Source organism: Planctobacterium marinum (genome assembly GCF_020687805.1).
GTDB lineage: Bacteria > Pseudomonadota > Gammaproteobacteria > Enterobacterales > Alteromonadaceae > Planctobacterium > Planctobacterium marinum.
Genome location: NZ_JAJEWQ010000002.1, coordinates 610,539 through 627,292, shown reverse-complemented (window position 1 = coordinate 627,292; position 16,754 = coordinate 610,539). Strand labels below are relative to the sequence as shown.

General features: G+C 39.4%; 14 protein-coding genes. 3 read left to right on the top strand and 11 right to left on the bottom strand.

All coding sequences use genetic code 11. The features are described from left to right. Nucleotides 1-16: 16 nt before the first annotated feature. The 11 genes from LJ740_RS08100 to LJ740_RS08050 all read right to left on the bottom strand — a co-directional run bounded on the left by LJ740_RS08100 (nucleotide 17) and on the right by LJ740_RS08050 (nucleotide 12,162). Nucleotides 17-484, bottom strand: coding sequence for a YybH family protein (locus LJ740_RS08100; protein WP_229528571.1), 468 nt, complete (start codon nucleotides 482-484; stop codon nucleotides 17-19). A gap of 29 nt (nucleotides 485-513) precedes the next feature. Continuing rightward, nucleotides 514-978 carry a YybH family protein gene (locus LJ740_RS08095; RefSeq protein WP_229528570.1) on the bottom strand — a complete coding sequence of 155 codons (465 nt, stop codon included), beginning with the start codon at nucleotides 976-978 and terminating at the stop codon, nucleotides 514-516. 21 nt (nucleotides 979-999) lie between these two features. Continuing rightward, nucleotides 1,000-1,896 carry a copper resistance D family protein gene (locus LJ740_RS08090; protein WP_229528569.1) on the bottom strand — a complete coding sequence of 299 codons (897 nt, stop codon included), beginning with the start codon at nucleotides 1,894-1,896 and terminating at the stop codon, nucleotides 1,000-1,002. A 19-nt stretch (nucleotides 1,897-1,915) separates the two neighbouring features. Next, entirely contained in the window at nucleotides 1,916-2,269 is a 354-nt protein-coding gene (locus LJ740_RS08085) for a copper resistance CopC family protein (protein WP_229528568.1), read from the bottom strand. 26 nt (nucleotides 2,270-2,295) lie between these two features. Further along, nucleotides 2,296-4,128: a 2Fe-2S iron-sulfur cluster-binding protein gene (locus LJ740_RS08080; protein WP_229528567.1), complete on the bottom strand. Its 1,833-nt coding sequence runs from the start codon at nucleotides 4,126-4,128 to the stop codon at nucleotides 2,296-2,298. After that, nucleotides 4,128-4,835, bottom strand: a complete 708-nt coding sequence (locus LJ740_RS08075) for a PepSY domain-containing protein (RefSeq protein ID WP_229528566.1) — start codon at nucleotides 4,833-4,835, stop codon at nucleotides 4,128-4,130. The genes LJ740_RS08080 and LJ740_RS08075 overlap by 1 nt, the downstream gene beginning before the upstream one ends. Continuing rightward, nucleotides 4,828-7,992 (bottom strand): efflux RND transporter permease subunit, encoded by a 3,165-nt coding sequence (locus tag LJ740_RS08070; RefSeq protein ID WP_038643444.1) that lies wholly within the window; start codon nucleotides 7,990-7,992, stop codon nucleotides 4,828-4,830. The genes LJ740_RS08075 and LJ740_RS08070 overlap by 8 nt, the downstream gene beginning before the upstream one ends. A 15-nt stretch (nucleotides 7,993-8,007) precedes the next feature. Continuing rightward, the gene (locus LJ740_RS08065; protein ID WP_229528565.1) at nucleotides 8,008-9,765 is read right to left on the bottom strand and encodes an efflux RND transporter periplasmic adaptor subunit; all 1,758 of its coding nucleotides are present in this window, start codon (nucleotides 9,763-9,765) and stop codon (nucleotides 8,008-8,010) included. Then, entirely contained in the window at nucleotides 9,765-11,177 is a 1,413-nt protein-coding gene (locus LJ740_RS08060; protein WP_229528564.1) for a TolC family protein, read from the bottom strand. The genes LJ740_RS08065 and LJ740_RS08060 overlap by 1 nt, the downstream gene beginning before the upstream one ends. Next, complete coding sequence (locus LJ740_RS08055; protein WP_229528563.1) at nucleotides 11,177-11,674, bottom strand: DUF411 domain-containing protein; 498 nt, start codon at nucleotides 11,672-11,674, stop codon at nucleotides 11,177-11,179. The genes LJ740_RS08060 and LJ740_RS08055 overlap by 1 nt, the downstream gene beginning before the upstream one ends. Before the next feature lie 107 nt (nucleotides 11,675-11,781). After that, the gene (locus LJ740_RS08050; protein WP_229528562.1) at nucleotides 11,782-12,162 is read right to left on the bottom strand and encodes a hypothetical protein; all 381 of its coding nucleotides are present in this window, start codon (nucleotides 12,160-12,162) and stop codon (nucleotides 11,782-11,784) included. A 253-nt stretch (nucleotides 12,163-12,415) separates the two neighbouring features. Here LJ740_RS08050 and LJ740_RS08045 point away from each other — a divergent pair, with 253 nt between their 5' ends. Genes LJ740_RS08045 through LJ740_RS08035 form a run of 3 tightly spaced genes read left to right on the top strand, consistent with a single transcriptional unit; the run spans nucleotide 12,416 to nucleotide 16,730 of the window. Further along, the gene (locus tag LJ740_RS08045; protein WP_229528561.1) at nucleotides 12,416-13,090 is read left to right on the top strand and encodes a response regulator transcription factor; all 675 of its coding nucleotides are present in this window, start codon (nucleotides 12,416-12,418) and stop codon (nucleotides 13,088-13,090) included. Beyond that, nucleotides 13,090-14,508, top strand: a complete 1,419-nt coding sequence (locus LJ740_RS08040; protein WP_229528560.1) for an ATP-binding protein — start codon at nucleotides 13,090-13,092, stop codon at nucleotides 14,506-14,508. Before LJ740_RS08045 ends, LJ740_RS08040 begins: the two co-directional genes overlap by 1 nt. Next, nucleotides 14,508-16,730, top strand: a complete 2,223-nt coding sequence (locus tag LJ740_RS08035; RefSeq protein ID WP_229528559.1) for a DUF5916 domain-containing protein — start codon at nucleotides 14,508-14,510, stop codon at nucleotides 16,728-16,730. The genes LJ740_RS08040 and LJ740_RS08035 overlap by 1 nt, the downstream gene beginning before the upstream one ends. Nucleotides 16,731-16,754 lie beyond the last annotated feature (24 nt).

Below are 16,754 nucleotides of genomic sequence, written 5' to 3'. Positions count from 1 at the left end.
CTCCAGCTTTTATAAACTAACGGCGGTTTCTTGCTGAGGAATGCGTATGGAGCACTTTCCATTCACTATCTACTTTCTTAAATAGAAACGTTTGGAAGCCTGTTTTATCGAAAGTTTTTCCTGATTTTCTCACCTCACCTTTTACCGCTGTATCCGCAAGTGCCCAAGCAAATTCATCTTCAATATGTATTTGGATATTGGAGAAATCCAAGCTCAAGAAAACCAACGCATCCTTTTCTGGTTCTACGTGATGTTCTACTAAATCGTTAAGTCCAACATTTTGACCTCCTGATTCAAAATATCTTGCTCCTTTAAAATCAAGAAAGTGCTTGCGAAAAGGCTTACCATCGCCATTTTCCCAACCATATTTAATTTGATGAATGATGTGAGTAATTTGCTTTTCGTCATTCATGTGGCTTTTATCATGTGCATTTGCAAAAAAAGCCAACAAACTCAACATCGTTATTGCTATATATTTAGTCATTTAAAATTCTCCGTTGTTTGACTATTAAATTAGTGTGACCAATGAATGTGCTTGATTTTCCATTCACCGTTTTGCTTTTCGAGAACCATTGTTTCCATACCTTGATAATCACGCTCTTTGCCTTTGTATGTACCTTGAGTGTGGCTACGTGAGGCAGATATAGCGGTGTTTCCAAGTACCGTCACTTGGTGTTCTAGTGTTTTGCTCTTCATAGATGCGAGATATTTCATATCCGACAGCATATGGTGATGTGCGTATTCATCAGCACTTCTTTCAACACGACCTCCCTCGTAGATGGTCACATCATCAGCCAACTGTGCTCTTGCTAGATCCTTATTACCCGTTTCTAGTGCTTGATGAAATGCCAAAACAACTTTTGCGGCAGGGGTATCTATACCTTTAAACAAACCTTTGTCTTTGTTCTTATCACCATGAGCGCTTGCTGCGAAGCTAAACGTCATTAATAAAACGAGTAATATATTTATTGTTTTCATTTTTATTTTCTCTTTTAAGTTTTAATTTGCAGGGCCAACAACACTAGTAAGTCCAGCCGTTACAGATAAAATGGCAAAAGCTACTACCATTTCTATCGAGATAGATTTAGATAGTGCTTCTCTGCCATCTTTATTTTTAAGTTGTGGGACGAGTTTTAATTTATGTTTAGCTGCGATGCCCAATATCGAAGTCACGAGAGCTAATTTAAGTAACAGTGTTTGCCCATAGCTTGAACTAAACATTTCTTCAACATTTCCGACTAATTGAAAAGCTAACCAAAGGCCAGCAATTAACAATAGACTCACCGCGATACTTGCTTGCCTTCCAAACTTGTCCATCAATGAGTAGAGCTGCTCATAGTCCGGTTCATGGCAAGCTTGTTTAAGTGGAAACAACGCTCCGAACCACCAAGCCATAACGAGCACATGGAGCATCAGCAATATTTTTTCGAACACTCCTAGCTCAGATACATGGCCGATAAAGGTAAAGGTGTATGAAAGCACTATTAGGCTAACCCCTAAAATGCTTTGTTTTATGCAGTTGCTCAGCACGACAGATTTGAATTTAATGTGTGACTTTATCGCAAATATCGCTAGAACTAATCCAAGACCTCTAAGTAAAGTTCCATCACCGATAGAAGAGTCCCACATTATGTCTAAGATATCAGGGTCAAAAGCACCTTGAATGCCTTCTTCTGCCATCGCACCAGTACTAGCGAAGAACCAAATGGCATTTGCAATCAAAGCGACGATTATCGACGCCCTTATACATTTTAGGTTCGCTATTACCGAATTGTTATGAGGTTCGTCGTGCACAAAAATCTGCCTGAAAAATGTATAACCAGCAATACAGGCAAAGCCGATGTAAAATACAATTTTTGACAGTACAATGACTGTATTCCAGATATACATTTCCATAGTGCTACCCTAGGTTTCGTTAATGAACCATGAAACCAAACTTACCGTGCATTTTGTGACCATCACTTCCTAAGATAACCCAATCAACCACGTAGTTTTCTGGAGATAATTTAGGCAATTTCCAAGTATAATTTTGGGACGCTTGCTTTGATGGCTTGAATCCAAACTTAACTTTCTTACCCTGCTTATTTTTTAAAGATACTTTGACTAAACGAACTCCTTTGTTAAATGTCAGTGATAATTCTTGTGGAGCTTCCATCAGCATTGCATTATTCGCAGGCAAACTAGATTCAAGTTTTATCCCTGCATGAGCAAACACTGTACTGCTAAATGCTAAGCTTATTACTGTTAAAAATTTAATTAATGTTTTCATATTTACCTCTATTTTTAATTTAGGAATTAACGACAAAACTTGTCTTTGAAAATTTGATTACTGGGTATACCAACGTCTGCAATTATGCTTTCTAGCTCATTCATCATTGCTTCAGGACCACATAAGTAAAACTCTGTTGAAAAGGCTTCTATTCCTTTAACCAAATGAGTCAATAGCACATGCTGCACATAACCTGAGTGTCCTTGCCATTGTTCTGAAGGGTTAGAAAGTGTAGGAATATAAGAAAAGTTTTTATGCTGCTCACTCAATGAGTTCAACTCATTTTGGTATAACAAGTCATCTTCGGTTCTCGCACCATAGATGAGTATCATATCACCTTGAAAATGGTGCCTTTTCAACTGTTCAAAAATAATGGATCTCAGAGGGGCAAGTCCTGATCCAGCACCAATAAAAATGCGACGAACCTTATTATTTGAAGTAGCGTAAAAGTCAGAAAAAGGACCTTTTGCCGCTATAGTTTCACCCACTTGTAGTGAACCTAAGTAACTTGAACCTATACCTGCTCTAAAACCATCCTTAGCAGTTTGCCAGCGGATATTAAACGTTAACTCATCTGATTCCTCGTCAAAGTTAACGAATGAGTAGTGACGAGTTACACCGTCATGAGAAAATCTTCCATGAGAGTAACTTTCCCAGTATTCTTCAAAGTTCTCAGGCATATCATCTGGGCGTAAACTATTCATCCCTGCTGGCACTTCAAATTGCATATATGCACCAGCTTTAAATGCCAATCGTTTTCCTGATTTCACTTTAAATTTCACTTCCTTGATAAAAGGAGTAATGAAATTAGTCGCAACCACAACTAGCTCATGATTTTCAATATTGAGATCAGTATTAACTTCAATCGAACTAATTTCAGAGAACCTATGCTGACATCCAAGCCGATAGCCTTCCTTTAGCTGCTCATCTGATAAATGTTCCTGCTCAGATAGTGTGATAGGTAGTTTAGTTGAACTTAAGAACACGCATTTGCCACAAGTACCTCCACCACCGCAACTTGACGGAAGGTATACATGTGAACTAGCCAGCCCTTCTAATACAGTTGAGCGGCCAACTGCTGAGATGTCAGTAATAGTATTTTCATTGGAAAAAGTCACTGCCACTTTTTTCCTGTTACTACCCCAACTTAATCTCAGAAAACCATTTTGATACTCTTGTAGCAGCCAAGTAACACCAGTAACTGAAAGGAATAGCGTTGCAAAAGCAAATGCAATGATCAACCAATGGTTAGATCCGCCAGAATTGCCATAGTCCATAAAGTGAAGCTTCATCATCAGATCTTTCAATCTGAAATCATCATTGGCATGGCGAAGCACTTGGCCTGTAATACTATCTAAATAAATAGTTGTATTATTCTCATCCTCAACGACAACTTGCCACATAGGATTTTGCTGCCTCACGTGGTCAGAAAATGGAGGCTGAGATAACACTGGAGTAGTTAACTTACCCTCACCTGAGTAGGAGCTTTTTGCCAAAGTTAGTACTTGTTCTTCAGACAGATTAAATGGCTTTGCTGTTACAGCATCAAATAGCTTTGAGCGGCGCTCTTGGTAGCTATGCTGGCCCTTATCGAACACAAAATGATAGTAAGGCTGATGTAAAATCCATATAAGTTTTACTTCTTGAGGTGCTTCACTAGTAATGTCTTTAATAGGTGTAAAGATAAAGTCTGCAATGTTACCTTCATGATGGTAATGAACTCTAAGCTCATTACCACTTGCTTTACTGTGATCCATCAAGTTGAAATAAAGGCCCGTTCCCAACCAAATAAGCAGTTGTAAACCAACCACTAAAGAAAGCCATTTGTGTACTGATGTATTTAACTTAAATAGTCGCATCAAATGATTTCCTTTTTATTTGCAGAGAACACTCGAAAATACGTCAAAACGGCACCAGCAATAGCGGCCATTAGCCCCAAAGTTGCAACCAAGAACAAAAACCAGTTAGATACATTTTCACCATCATCGTAATCCATAATGTGGAAACGCCACATCCAATCGAACAAGCGCCAGTAATCATGACGCTTGGCAACAATTGCCCCTGTTTGTTGACTTATATAAAATGTCGGTGTTGCGAATTGGTCAAACGTTACTCTCCATACAGGTAAGTGCCTTAGCGACAACTCAGCAGGCATATTTTTCGCTGACTTAATCAACCTTATGTTGTCGATGTCATGATTCAGCGCATAGTGATATTGCGCGATTTCTTTAGCCTTGATTTCATCTACAAGGGCCTGAACAACCCCAGTTTTAGCATCAATTGCAACTTTCCCCTGATCTCCATTAATAAAAGAATACAAAGGACGGCCCATGCTTTGAGTAAGTGTGACTTGGCTAGCTTGAGGGTAATCCGCAGCTAGCTTTGCAATGGAGTAATTCACACTTGCTAAATCTATTTTAACTTCCTCACTCTTAGCTAAGGACTCGCCATGTATATAGTGAATATCCATAGTCACCATATACACGCCAGTTATAGACCAGAACAGAAATTGTATTCCGACAAATGCCATAAGCCATTTATGGTACTTCCTAGCTTTTCTAAGCATTGTTTTTTAGCTCCGAGTTAGAAAGTTCCTTGTTAAAGGCGTTTACTTCGGGCTTTTTAACGATTGAATAAATCGCGGGTAAAACAATTAGAGTTAGCAGGACTGCACTTGTCATCCCACCTACCATTGGTGCAGCAATACGACTCATTACCTCAGAGCCTGTTCCTGTACCATATAAAATAGGCATTAGGCCGATAATGATTGTCGCTACTGTCATCATTACAGGACGAACACGTAATCCAGCACCGTGCAATAAGGCATCTTGATATTCATCTTCTGAGATGAGTTCTGCTCGCTCTTTCGCTTTTTCCTTAAGTTCAGCGAGCGCCTGATTGAGATATACCAACATTATTACGCCAATCTCAACAGCTACTCCAGCAAGAGCAATAAAGCCTACACCAACTGCTACAGAGAAGTTGAACCCTTCTAAATACATCAACCATAACCCACCGATCATTGCCATCGGTAAAGTCACAATGATGATCGCAACTTCGCTAAACGCTCTGAAGTTCAAATAAAGCAAAATAACAATAATGGCGAGCGTCAATGGAACAACGTAAGTAAGCTTGGCTTTGGCTCTTTCCATATATTCGTATTGACCAGCCCAAGTAATCGAATAACCTGCTGGTAATATAAGATTTTTAGCTAAATGCTCTTTTGCACTTTCAACATAAGTACCTACGTCAACGCCCTCTATATCAATGAACGTCCAACCATTAATACGTGCATTTTCACTCTTGATCCCCGGAGGGCCTACTTCTACTTTTATTTCAGCTACGTCACCTAGTGCGATGCGTTGTCCATTTGGAGTGACAACAGGCAAGCGCGACAACTGCTCTGGAGAGTCACGATAATCTTGTGGGTATCGCAAGTTGACAGGATAACGCTCTTGACCTTCTACTGTTTGAGTGACATTCATCCCACCAATAGCAGTTGAAACTACTTGTTGTACGTCATCGATGTTTAATCCAAAACGACTTGCTTTCTCACGAGAAATATCAACTTTTATATATCGTCCACCTGCAACTCGTTCAGAATAAACTGAAGCGGTCCCGGTCACCTCAGGTAACAATTGCTCTATTTGTTGTCCAATCTCTTGAATCGTATTTAAATCAGATCCTGCTACTTTAATCCCTACTGGCGTTTTGATACCCGTTGCTAACATGTCAATACGAGTTTTGATTGGCATAACCCAAGCGTTAGTTAAGCCCGGAAACTTAACCAACTTATCAAACTCAGCTTTTAAAGATTCTGTTGTCACTCCCTCACGCCACTCTTCTTGAGGCTTCAACTGAATGAAGGTTTCAATCATAGTTAACGGTGCAGGGTCAGTTGCAGATTCAGCTCTTCCGACCTTACCAAATACAGTTTCAACTTCAGGCACTGTTTTAATTAGCTTGTCGGTTTGCTGTAGAATCTCTCTTGCCTTACCAATAGAGATCCCCGGATATGTAGTCGGCATGTACATTAAATCTCCTTCATCTAGAGGAGGAATAAACTCGCTACCAATCTTATCAACAGGCCAAAAACCGACGATAGTCACTAATATTGCTGCTACAATTGTCGATTTTGGAAACTTCATTACTTGCTTTAAAACAGGCATGTAAATAGCAATTAGCAATCGGTTTAACGGATTTTTCTTTTCTGAAACAATTTTGCCTCGAATAAAGTACCCCATTAATACAGGCACCAATGTTATCGCTAAGCCTGCTGATGCAGCCATTGCATATGTTTTTGTATAAGCTAAAGGTGAAAACATCCTTCCTTCTTGCGCTTCTAAGATAAACACAGGCAAGAATGAGACTGTAATGATGAGCAAACTAAAGAATAATGCAGGACCGACTTCACTTGCCGCCTTTGAGACTATTTGCCAACGATTTTCATCTGTTAGCGGTGTCTTCTCCATATGCTTATGCATATTTTCAATCATCACTATTGCGCCATCTGTCATCGCACCAATTGCAATAGCGATACCACCTAATGACATAATATTCGCATTGATACCTTGCATATGCATGATGATAAATGAAGCTAAGATGCCAATAGGTAGAGTGACAACTGCAACAATCGAAGATCGCAAATGAAACAGAAATGCAACACATACAATCGCGACGACAGCAAGCTCTTCGAGCAATTTACTCCATAGGTTTTCTACCGCCTCTCCTATTAAGCCAGAGCGATCATAAACCGTAACTATTTCAACTCCTTCGGGTAAACCTTTTTTTAACTCTTCTAATTTGGCTTTTACTCCATCAATGGTTTTTTGTGCGTTTTCACCAAAGCGCATAACAACCACACCACCAACAACTTCTCCTTCACCATTAAGTTCAGCGATGCCCCGTCTCATTTGTGGACCTAAGTTGACTTCTGCCACATCGCCAATAGTTAGGGGCGTTCCTTGTTCGTTCACACCGAGAGGGATCAACTCTATATCTGAAATACTTTTGATATAGCCAGTTGCGGTAACCATGTACTCTGCTTCAGCCATTTCAACAACAGAGGCACCTGTTTCTTGGTTACCACGCTTAAGGGCCATTTGAATGTGACTAAGTGGTATACCGTAGGCTCTTAACTTATCGGGATCGACTTGTATTTGATATTGTTTAACCATTCCACCAACGGCAGCAACCTCTGACACTCCGGGGACAGTTTGCAATTCATATTTTAAGAACCAATCTTGAATACTACGCAATTGGCTAATATCCAAGTTGCCCGTTTTATCTACAAGAGAATATAGGTAAACCCAGCCAACACCTGTCGCATCTGGCCCTAGTTGTGGACGCGCACTAGCGGGTAGCGAAGGGGCTACTTGACTTAAATATTCAAGTACTCTGCTCCTTGCCCAATATAAGTCAGTGTCTTCGTCAAAGATGACGTAAACAAATGAGTCACCAAAAAATGAATAGCCACGAACAGTAACGGCACCCGGAACCGACAACATCGCGGTTGTTAAAGGGTAAGTTACCTGATCTTGAACAACTTGCGGTGCCTGACCGGGGTAATTCGTTTTAATTATTACTTGAACGTCAGATAAATCAGGTAGTGCATCAACAGGCGTATTCTTTATTGAAAATAGCCCACCACCAATCAAAATTAAGGTAGCTAAGATAACGAAGAAGCGATTGCCTATCGACCATCTAATAATTGATTCAATCATCATTTATCTCCCTACTTAATGGTTTGAATGGTCAACAGCACTTTTTTGTTCATGCTCGTGTTGATCATCTGATTCAAGGGAGATTTCTGTGATAACCAAATCCTCTCTCACCTCAAAAGTGAAAGTGACGTTATCACCAGCATTGAAATCAACTATTTCTATATTGTCCGCGACGATAAAATCCATCGTCGCAGCAGGTCTATCCCATTTCTCTATCGGACCTCGGCTAATATTTAGAATACGGGTATCAATATCAATCGCATTGATTAGACCTGATACTGATGCCGAAGGTACTTCTTCGCTCATATCACCAGACTCACTCATGATATGAATACCAGTGATTTCATAGCCACCACCTTCGGTTTTACTCACCTCAAAGTGCAGCGACTGACCAGACTTCAATGAATCGATATCGACTTTCTCTGTCACATTAAAATCCATAGTCATCTCAGGCCAATCCCAAGCTTCGGCAGGGCCGTGTGTTATATTAACCATTCGATGTCCAGCCATAACACTATTAACATCACCTTGCATCCAAACTGAATTTGGCATTTCATCATGAGTCATTCGTTTAAAGTCAGAGCTTTTACTTGATTCAGAATCAATCAAGAATTGAGCTGATGTCACCACAACATCATCTTCATTTAAGCCGTCTAATATTTCGATGCTGTCGATATCAACCCGGCCAATTGTCACTTCAATAGATTTAAATTGCCCATCCCCCAAGGCAATTACCACTCTGTCTTGTTTACCTGTGCGAATGACGGCTTCTTTAGGTACGAGTATGGTGCTATCAGCTTGATTAGCGTGAATAGAGACTTGTGCAAACATGTTTGGTTTTAATTGATAGTCTGGGTTGTCAAACTTTAGTCTCACTCTGAGTGTGCGTGTTTTACTGTTCAATGTTGGATAGACATAATCAACGACACCAGCCCAGTCCTCACCGGGTAAATAGTCAAGTGTCATTGATACTGGCAGACCTTTTTTAATCAGGGCGGCATCCCGTTCAAACACCTCTGCTTCAACCCAAACTTGATCTAACTGACCAATGCTTAGAAGAGTATTACCCGGTTTGACGTAGAAGCCCTCTCTAACTTTCAGGCCATCAACAACACCCGCCTGAGGGGAGTAAAAGGTGATGGTTTGCTGAACCTTTCGTGTCTTTTCTAGCTTTTGAATGAAGTCTGATGAAAGCTGTAACGCTTTAAGGCGATCTTTCGCCGCCGAAATTAAGGAACTATTATTGCGCTTTAACGCTATTAACAGCTCTTCCTGCGCGTTAACTAACTGAGGAGAATAAAGTGTGTACAGAGGCTGCCCTTTCTCTACAGGATTACCTGCGGCTTTGACATAGAGTTTTTCAATCCAACCATCAACACGTGGGTGGATGTGAATTAGCTTATCTTCATCATATTGAACGTAACCTACCGTTGATATTTCAGTATGCATATTTTTCAGTTCAACAGGTGCAGTGCGAACCCCAAGGTTATTCACAACATGAGGCGCAATTTTTACTGCTCCGGGGCCAAAGTCGTCACTAGATGATTCTTCTTCATACACGGGGATTAAATCCATCCCCATAGGCGACTTACCGGGCTTGTCCCGGCGGTAATTAGAATCCATCGGTGCAACCCAATACAGCGGTTTTTTCTCTGCTGATGTAGCTTCATTGCCATTGCTGCTTGAACCTGTACCTTGATATAAACTTAATGCTCCAGCACCTAGTGCTGCCCCAATGATGATGGCAATAACTGTTTTTGTATTCGTTGACATTATTTTTCTCCAAATTGCTGATTGGATAAGTGCTGAGTGTGCATTGGCTTATGTTCAGCATTTGATTTAGATTGAGTATGCGCAAAGAAATAGTTGATGCGAGCAACTGTTTTAAGGGCATCAACATCAATTCTTAAGGCTGATATTCTGGCATTTAATTCTGCGATTCTTGCTCGAACAACTTCGGCAAAATCACCATCATCGTTGGTGTATGCCGTCAAAGACGCTTCCGCTTGGTCATGAGTTTGTTTAAGGAGTTGTTCTTGATAGATAGATTGTCTATCAGATAAGCGTTTAAGCTGTCTAAGCTCCTTTTCCACCGCACTGATCATTTGTTTTGTCAGCAATAACTTCTCGGTTTTAACCGCTTCTGATTCAGCAATAGAAGCTGCAACTTGCTTATCTTGTCTATTCTCAGTGAACAACGGCAAATCAAAAGTTACCCCAACAGAAAATAGGTCAGCTCTATTATCACCGGAAGGCATATTGTCACGATAGGCATAGCTTGCATTGACACCCCATTGCGGCTCATATTGCTGTTTAGCTAATTCAACACCTTTTTCTGAAGCTTTGCGTTTCACATCAATTGCAAGTATTGCTGGATGATTCGCAAGTTCCTGAGCCAATCGATTTCGTGAGTAATTAGATGCTTTAAGAACGGTTGGATTCTTTAATCGAATCGAAGGCAATTCTTTTGAAACGCTAAACTCTAGTGGTTGTGCATCAAAGTTGAATGATTCATTTAAGCGAGCAGAATCGTAAATATGAAGCCACTCATTAAGACGAGCGATTGTCGTTTCTAGTTTCTGCTTTTGCGAAGTTAATCTGTCATCTAACTGCACGATTTCCAACTGAGCACGAATAACATCTTGCTGTCTGGTTTTACCAACAACGTTTGAGTAGCTAGCTTTAGCCACCTCCGCCATCTGCTCAAAAAGCGCCCAATCCGCTTCAATCAATTTAATGGTTTGTTGGGCTAAGTAGGCATCTAACCAAAGCTGTGACACTTGGCTTTTCAACTTCGCTTTACGATTCTCGCGTAACAATGGAAATTTCGTGGACTCGATTTTTAACTGGTCTTGTTTGATCTCTAGACTATCTCCTCTCGGAAACATTTGAGAAACACCAACCTTTAGCTGAGTCATTCCTTCCTGATCTAAATCCCAAGTATCTGTTGGTAAATTCATTATCCCTAGCGATACTCTCGGATCAGGCAAAGTACCTGAAGCGATACTTCTATTTTCAACCGCACTTTGTTTCAATCGACTACCATGAAGCCAAGGGTCATTTTGCTGAGCTAAGGTGATAGCTTGTTCAAGTGACACTACTTTCTCAGCTTGAGCTGAGAATACAGATAAGCCGAGTATTAGTGCAGTTGAAAGTGAAGTAAGGTTTGAAGCGTTCAATTTCATTAGAATTGCTCCTCGTATGTCTTAACTTTTGCATATACTTCGCTCGTTCCATCTTTAAATAGAATTAACACGTTGTATGGCATAAAGCGGTCACCAACTTCCATACCGGGAGAGCCAACTGGCATTGCTGGAACTGAAAGCCCAATCGCATTCGGGTGCTCTTCTGATAAGAACTGCTGAATAAATTTAGCAGGCACATGACCTTCAAAGGCAAATCCATTTCTGCTCACTGCCGTGTGGCAGGAGCGGTAATTAGGCTTAATACCATACTTAGTTTTGATATTGCCGATGTTTCGGAAATCTTTGGAATGCGCAACGATCCCTTCGTCTTCAATATGAGTTATCCATTTTTTACAGCACCCACAAGTAGGGGTTTTGTAAACGATTAACTCCAAAGGTGTTACGTCGTGATTGTCTACATGGTCATGTTCATTAGCGTTTGCAAACGCAGGTGAAAGCAGCATTACAACTGCTATTTTTAAATACTTATTGATCATTTTTGCCCCCAGACATCGCTGGAAAATATCTATAGCGCTGCGACGCTATATTGACTAACAGAAAAATTAATTACATGTGCGCAAAATTTGGACGCACTAATCCTGTATTAGGCAAAAATCGGTGGACGATAAAGAGAGGTTGAAATTGAAAGAGGTTGATTAAATTGTAAATCAGCGACAGATTCACTCAATAATTGAATATCTGTCGAATCAACACTGGAATTTAGAACTGTCAAAGATGAACAAGCATTTGCCGGACAAACACATTCAACATCACAACAATCTTCTGATTGACCATTGCTGCTTTTATTCATTTCACCATGATGCATTCCTTCATGATGGCTCATTTTGGAATGATCCATGTTCATGTGTGATTCATGAGAACCTGATGACATTTCACAAGACATAGCAGAATACGCAAATGCTTGCCCAACAAAGGCAATCAGCACAAGCGTCATTACTACGACTTTTGAAAATGCTTTAGACATAAAATTCTCTTACAAATACACAGCTCCAATACTAATGCAAATTTCCGACTAAGTAAATTGATGCCATGTAAGCAGATATGAATTATTTGATTAAACATCACTATTTATAGTGATCGTAATGAAGAATAATTTTAAGTTAGACCTTAACAGAAACTGTTTGAAATGTTAGTTACAAGCAATCTTAAGCATAAATTCAGCTAATCTTAAGTTTAAGTTGTTATGTTAACTTATATTTGTAGATAGGTACGTTTCATTGAAAGTTCTAATTATCGAAGATTCAACATCACTTAGAAGAAGCTTAAGAGTTGGATTGTCCAACCTTGGCTTTACGGTTGATGACACAGGTGATGGCTCTGAAGGGCTTAGCATGGCGTTGGCTGGGGACTATTCCTTACTGGTACTAGACCTAATGTTACCTTCGGTTGACGGTACGACAATATTAAAAGCGATTAGGCAAGCGAATAAAGATATTCGCGTACTAATCCTATCGGCAAAGGATCTTACTGAAGATAAAGTTGAAGGTTTGCTCAATGGGGCTGACGACTACTTAACTAAACCGTTTTCATTTGACGAATTACATGTTCGACTACTTTGCCTGATGCGCCGAGGCAGTTTAAATGTTAACGACAGTAAAATTAATATTGGTACAATCTCCTTAGATTTGCACTTAAAGCAACTTACATGTGGAGGAGCTGACGCAAATTTAACGCCTAATGAGTACAAAGTTGTTGAGTGTTTATTTACCAATCAAGGTAAAGTCATATCACCTGAAAAACTTAGCGAATATTTAGCTGGACAATATGATGCAATTGCCAAAAACTCGTTAGAAGCGCACTTATCATCGGCTCGTAAAAAAGTGAGAGCAATTGGTCACGATCTGCCCATCAAAACCAAGCGAGGCTTTGGATATTTTGTAGAGAATAAATAGTGAATTCAATTCAAAAAAAGCTCAGTCGATATTTATCTATTTCAATTTCAATATTGCTAGTAGCTATTTTGTTGGCTACGGATATCAGCGTTGATACGTGGATTAGTAAAGAATTTGATCGAGCGATGATCAATAAAGTTGGCCTGCTAGAAACTTTAGTTGAAGAAGATGAAGACGAAGTAGATTTTGATTTTGCTGGTGAATTCATGCCTGAATTTGAAGGTAAAGAAAACCCTGAGTACTTTCAGCTTTGGTATAACAATGAAGTATTTGAACGCTCAGATACACTGGAATTCTTTGAGGTAAAAGACCTTCCTAGATTAGATGTAAATTTAGATCGCTTCATCATTCAAGATATAACCCTACCAGATGGACGAGATGGTAGAATGCTGTTTAGCAAATTCTTGCCACAAGTTGATTCAGATATTCGAGAAGCATTGGGTGTTACCAGAGAAGAATTCGCTAAAAATCAGAAGCCAATGGAGTTCGCTTACGCGCTGAGCAAAGAAGACCTTAATTACATTCTCTGGTTTGTTGATGTCATTTTCATTTTGACCTCAATAATTGCTGTATTTACGGTTCGGAAGATAGTTTCACTGGTAGTGGTGCGAAGTTTAAAACCGATTGATGAATTTACTCAGGAACTCAGCAACGTTAGTCTGACATCAGATAATGCGGACATTTCCATTGAAAATTTGCCTGAAGAGTTAATCCCTATCGCCAACGCTACAAATCAATTTATTCAAGATAACCGTAACCTTTACCAACGGGAGCAAAGGGTCACGTCAGATATTGCTCATGAGCTAAAAACGCCTATCGCTGAGCTGCTCAGTTTAAGTGAAGTTGCCCTTAAATTTCCCCATGAAAAGCAAATTACCGACAACTTAGCCAATGATGTTAAGGAGATTTCCACTAGACTAAAAAGTATAGTGAACGGCATCTTATTACTACAAAAGAGCAATAGCAGCCAAGCACTGCCAACAACCGAAGTTGATTTAATAGCTATGTTCAATAACGTTTTGAGTTATGAAAACAAATCGAATAGGCAAATTAATGCCGATTTTGAAAGCGACTCTTTTATTATAACTACCAATAAGTTTGCACTGGAAACAGTACTCTCAAACCTAATAAGTAATGCGATTTACTACAGCCCAGAAAACACGGTCATCGATATTGTAGTCAAAACTAGGAAAGGGAAAACACATGTTGAGATTACAAATACGTGCGAGGGAGACTGTTGCGAGGGTGATTTAAATCAGTTTTTTGAACCTTTATGGCAAAAAGATGACTCTAGAACTTCAACAGAACGTTTTGGACTTGGTTTAGCGATTGTAAAGTCTTATTGCCAAAGACTTGGCGCAACTATTTCGGTGTCTCTAGACGACCAGAATCGTATAACTTTTAGCATTGTACTGTGATGAAAGCATTAATTAAGTACGTGATTTCGTTACTCACATTGACTGCTCCTGTATCTGTTATCGCTTCAGATATCGTTATTGACGGCTCTTTGAACGAACAACAGTGGCAGGAACAAGTTAAACATACCGACAATTATCAAGTCATCCCTCAAACTTTATTAAAGTCAGATAGCAATTTTTACTATCAAATATTGACTAGTGAACAAGGGTTATATGTCGCAGTTTCAGCGAAGAAAAAAGCAAGTCCCTTGAGAGTTCGTACTCAAGAAAACGACACCCTATTCACCAACGACCATATTCAAATTATGTTGGATATGAATAACACCCAGCAGACGAGCTACGTATTTGCGATTAATCACCAAGGCTACTTTTATGATGGGATATATAAACAGAATAAATTGTTAGATCTAGACTGGAGCAATAACTGGCAGTATGCAGTTAAAACACGTGACAATTCATGGATTACAGAACTTTATATCCCGTGGAGTTCTATGACTTTTAGCATACAAGAGCAACATGAATTCGGAGTATCAGTCTCTCGTTATGATGAGGCAAATAATGCCACTTACTCATCTATCCCTGCTAATCCCTCGATGAATAGTTTTCTGCAAAATTTCAACAAAGAAGTAGCTGTCATCAAGGTTGAATCAAATTTTGACATTTTTCCCTATATATCAGTAAACAGAGATATAGCAAATAATCACAATAGCACTGATATCGGCACCGAGATTTTCTGGAAACCTACAAAAAATCAACAAATAAGTGCAACAGTCAATCCAGATTTTGGTCAGGTAGAGTCAGACGAATTAGTGGTTAACTTTTCCGCCATCGAAAGTTTTTTCTCAGAAAAACGTCCATTTTTCAACGACAATCAGAATATTTTTGATGTTGTCGGCCCTGAAAATTTAAGAGTGGTTCATACACCAAGAATTGGTGGGGAATCTTATTACGACGAAGATTATGCTGGTGACTTAGATTCTGCATTTAAATATACATTTGGCACAGAGCAATTAGATTTAGGCTTACTCTCAGCATTTGAAAGCTCAGATAATGGAAATTCAGGAAGAGATTTTTGGGTATTGAGAGGTCAATATCATACTGATGCCAGCAAATTAGGGGTTTCTATCAACAATGTCAACACACCGAGTATTGATCGCAAAGCAACTATTATTTCTACAGACATCAATTACGCATATTCAGAAGATGCTGAACTGAATTTAGGCATTATCAATTCTCAAATAGAGCAGGCTCAAATAACAAATAGTGACACTGGATGGTGGTTAACAGGCAGCGTAGAGTCATCAGAGCAGCAAAGTCATGAGTTTAGCGTTTTTAGCTATGGTGATGAATTACAACTTAACGATATTGGTTATGTTAAACGAATTAACCGAAAACAATTTGAATATGAGTATGAATATCAAATTCCAGACTTAGATTTATGGTCGATTCGAGATGTCACATTTGCTATAGAAACTGAAATAAAAACCAACTATGACAGTGAAAAGTTACCTCGTATTTTAGCCAGCAGTATTGAGCTGGTTGCAGATTCCGAGTTTGAATATCAGTTTGGTATTGAATATGGCACTTCTGGCTTCGACGATCTGCTGACAAGGGGAAATCAATCTGTTTGGCTTCCGTCATTTTATATTGCTGAATTGGAAATTAGTTCTCCAGAGTATGATTGGGGAACCTTTTCTTTTGAGTTTGAATTGGGAACTGAGGGGCTTTCGGGAGCGTTTTACAACGCTGAGTCTAGTGTCGAGCAGCAGTTTAGCGACAATATATTGGTCGGTTTTACTCTTGCGCAATACAATAGTGATAGTTGGTTTGACTGGGATGAAGGCAACACCGTTGATGAATACAACTTTACGGAACAAAGTATTGAGTTAAGCCTTGATTACCAAATCGCAGGCAACCAAGAATTACGATTAAAATTCGAATCAGTAATTGGCAAAGCCAAACATTTAAATCGATATCTCGTTAACGCTGAAGGACACTTATCAACCTTTGGAGATCGAGATGATTTCTCTTTCTCCGAAAGTGCATTCCAAATGCGCTACAAATATGCCTTGAGCCAATTAACCGCTTTTTATTTGAGCTATGGCTTTGGTGGTGAATTTGAAGATGAGATCGCCAAATTTGGTAAACGTAACCTTTATAAACAAGCGATTGAGGCGAAAGATGCACATAATATTTTCGCCAAAATACGCTTTCATTTTTAATCCAAAACTAATCAAAGTTTCAGT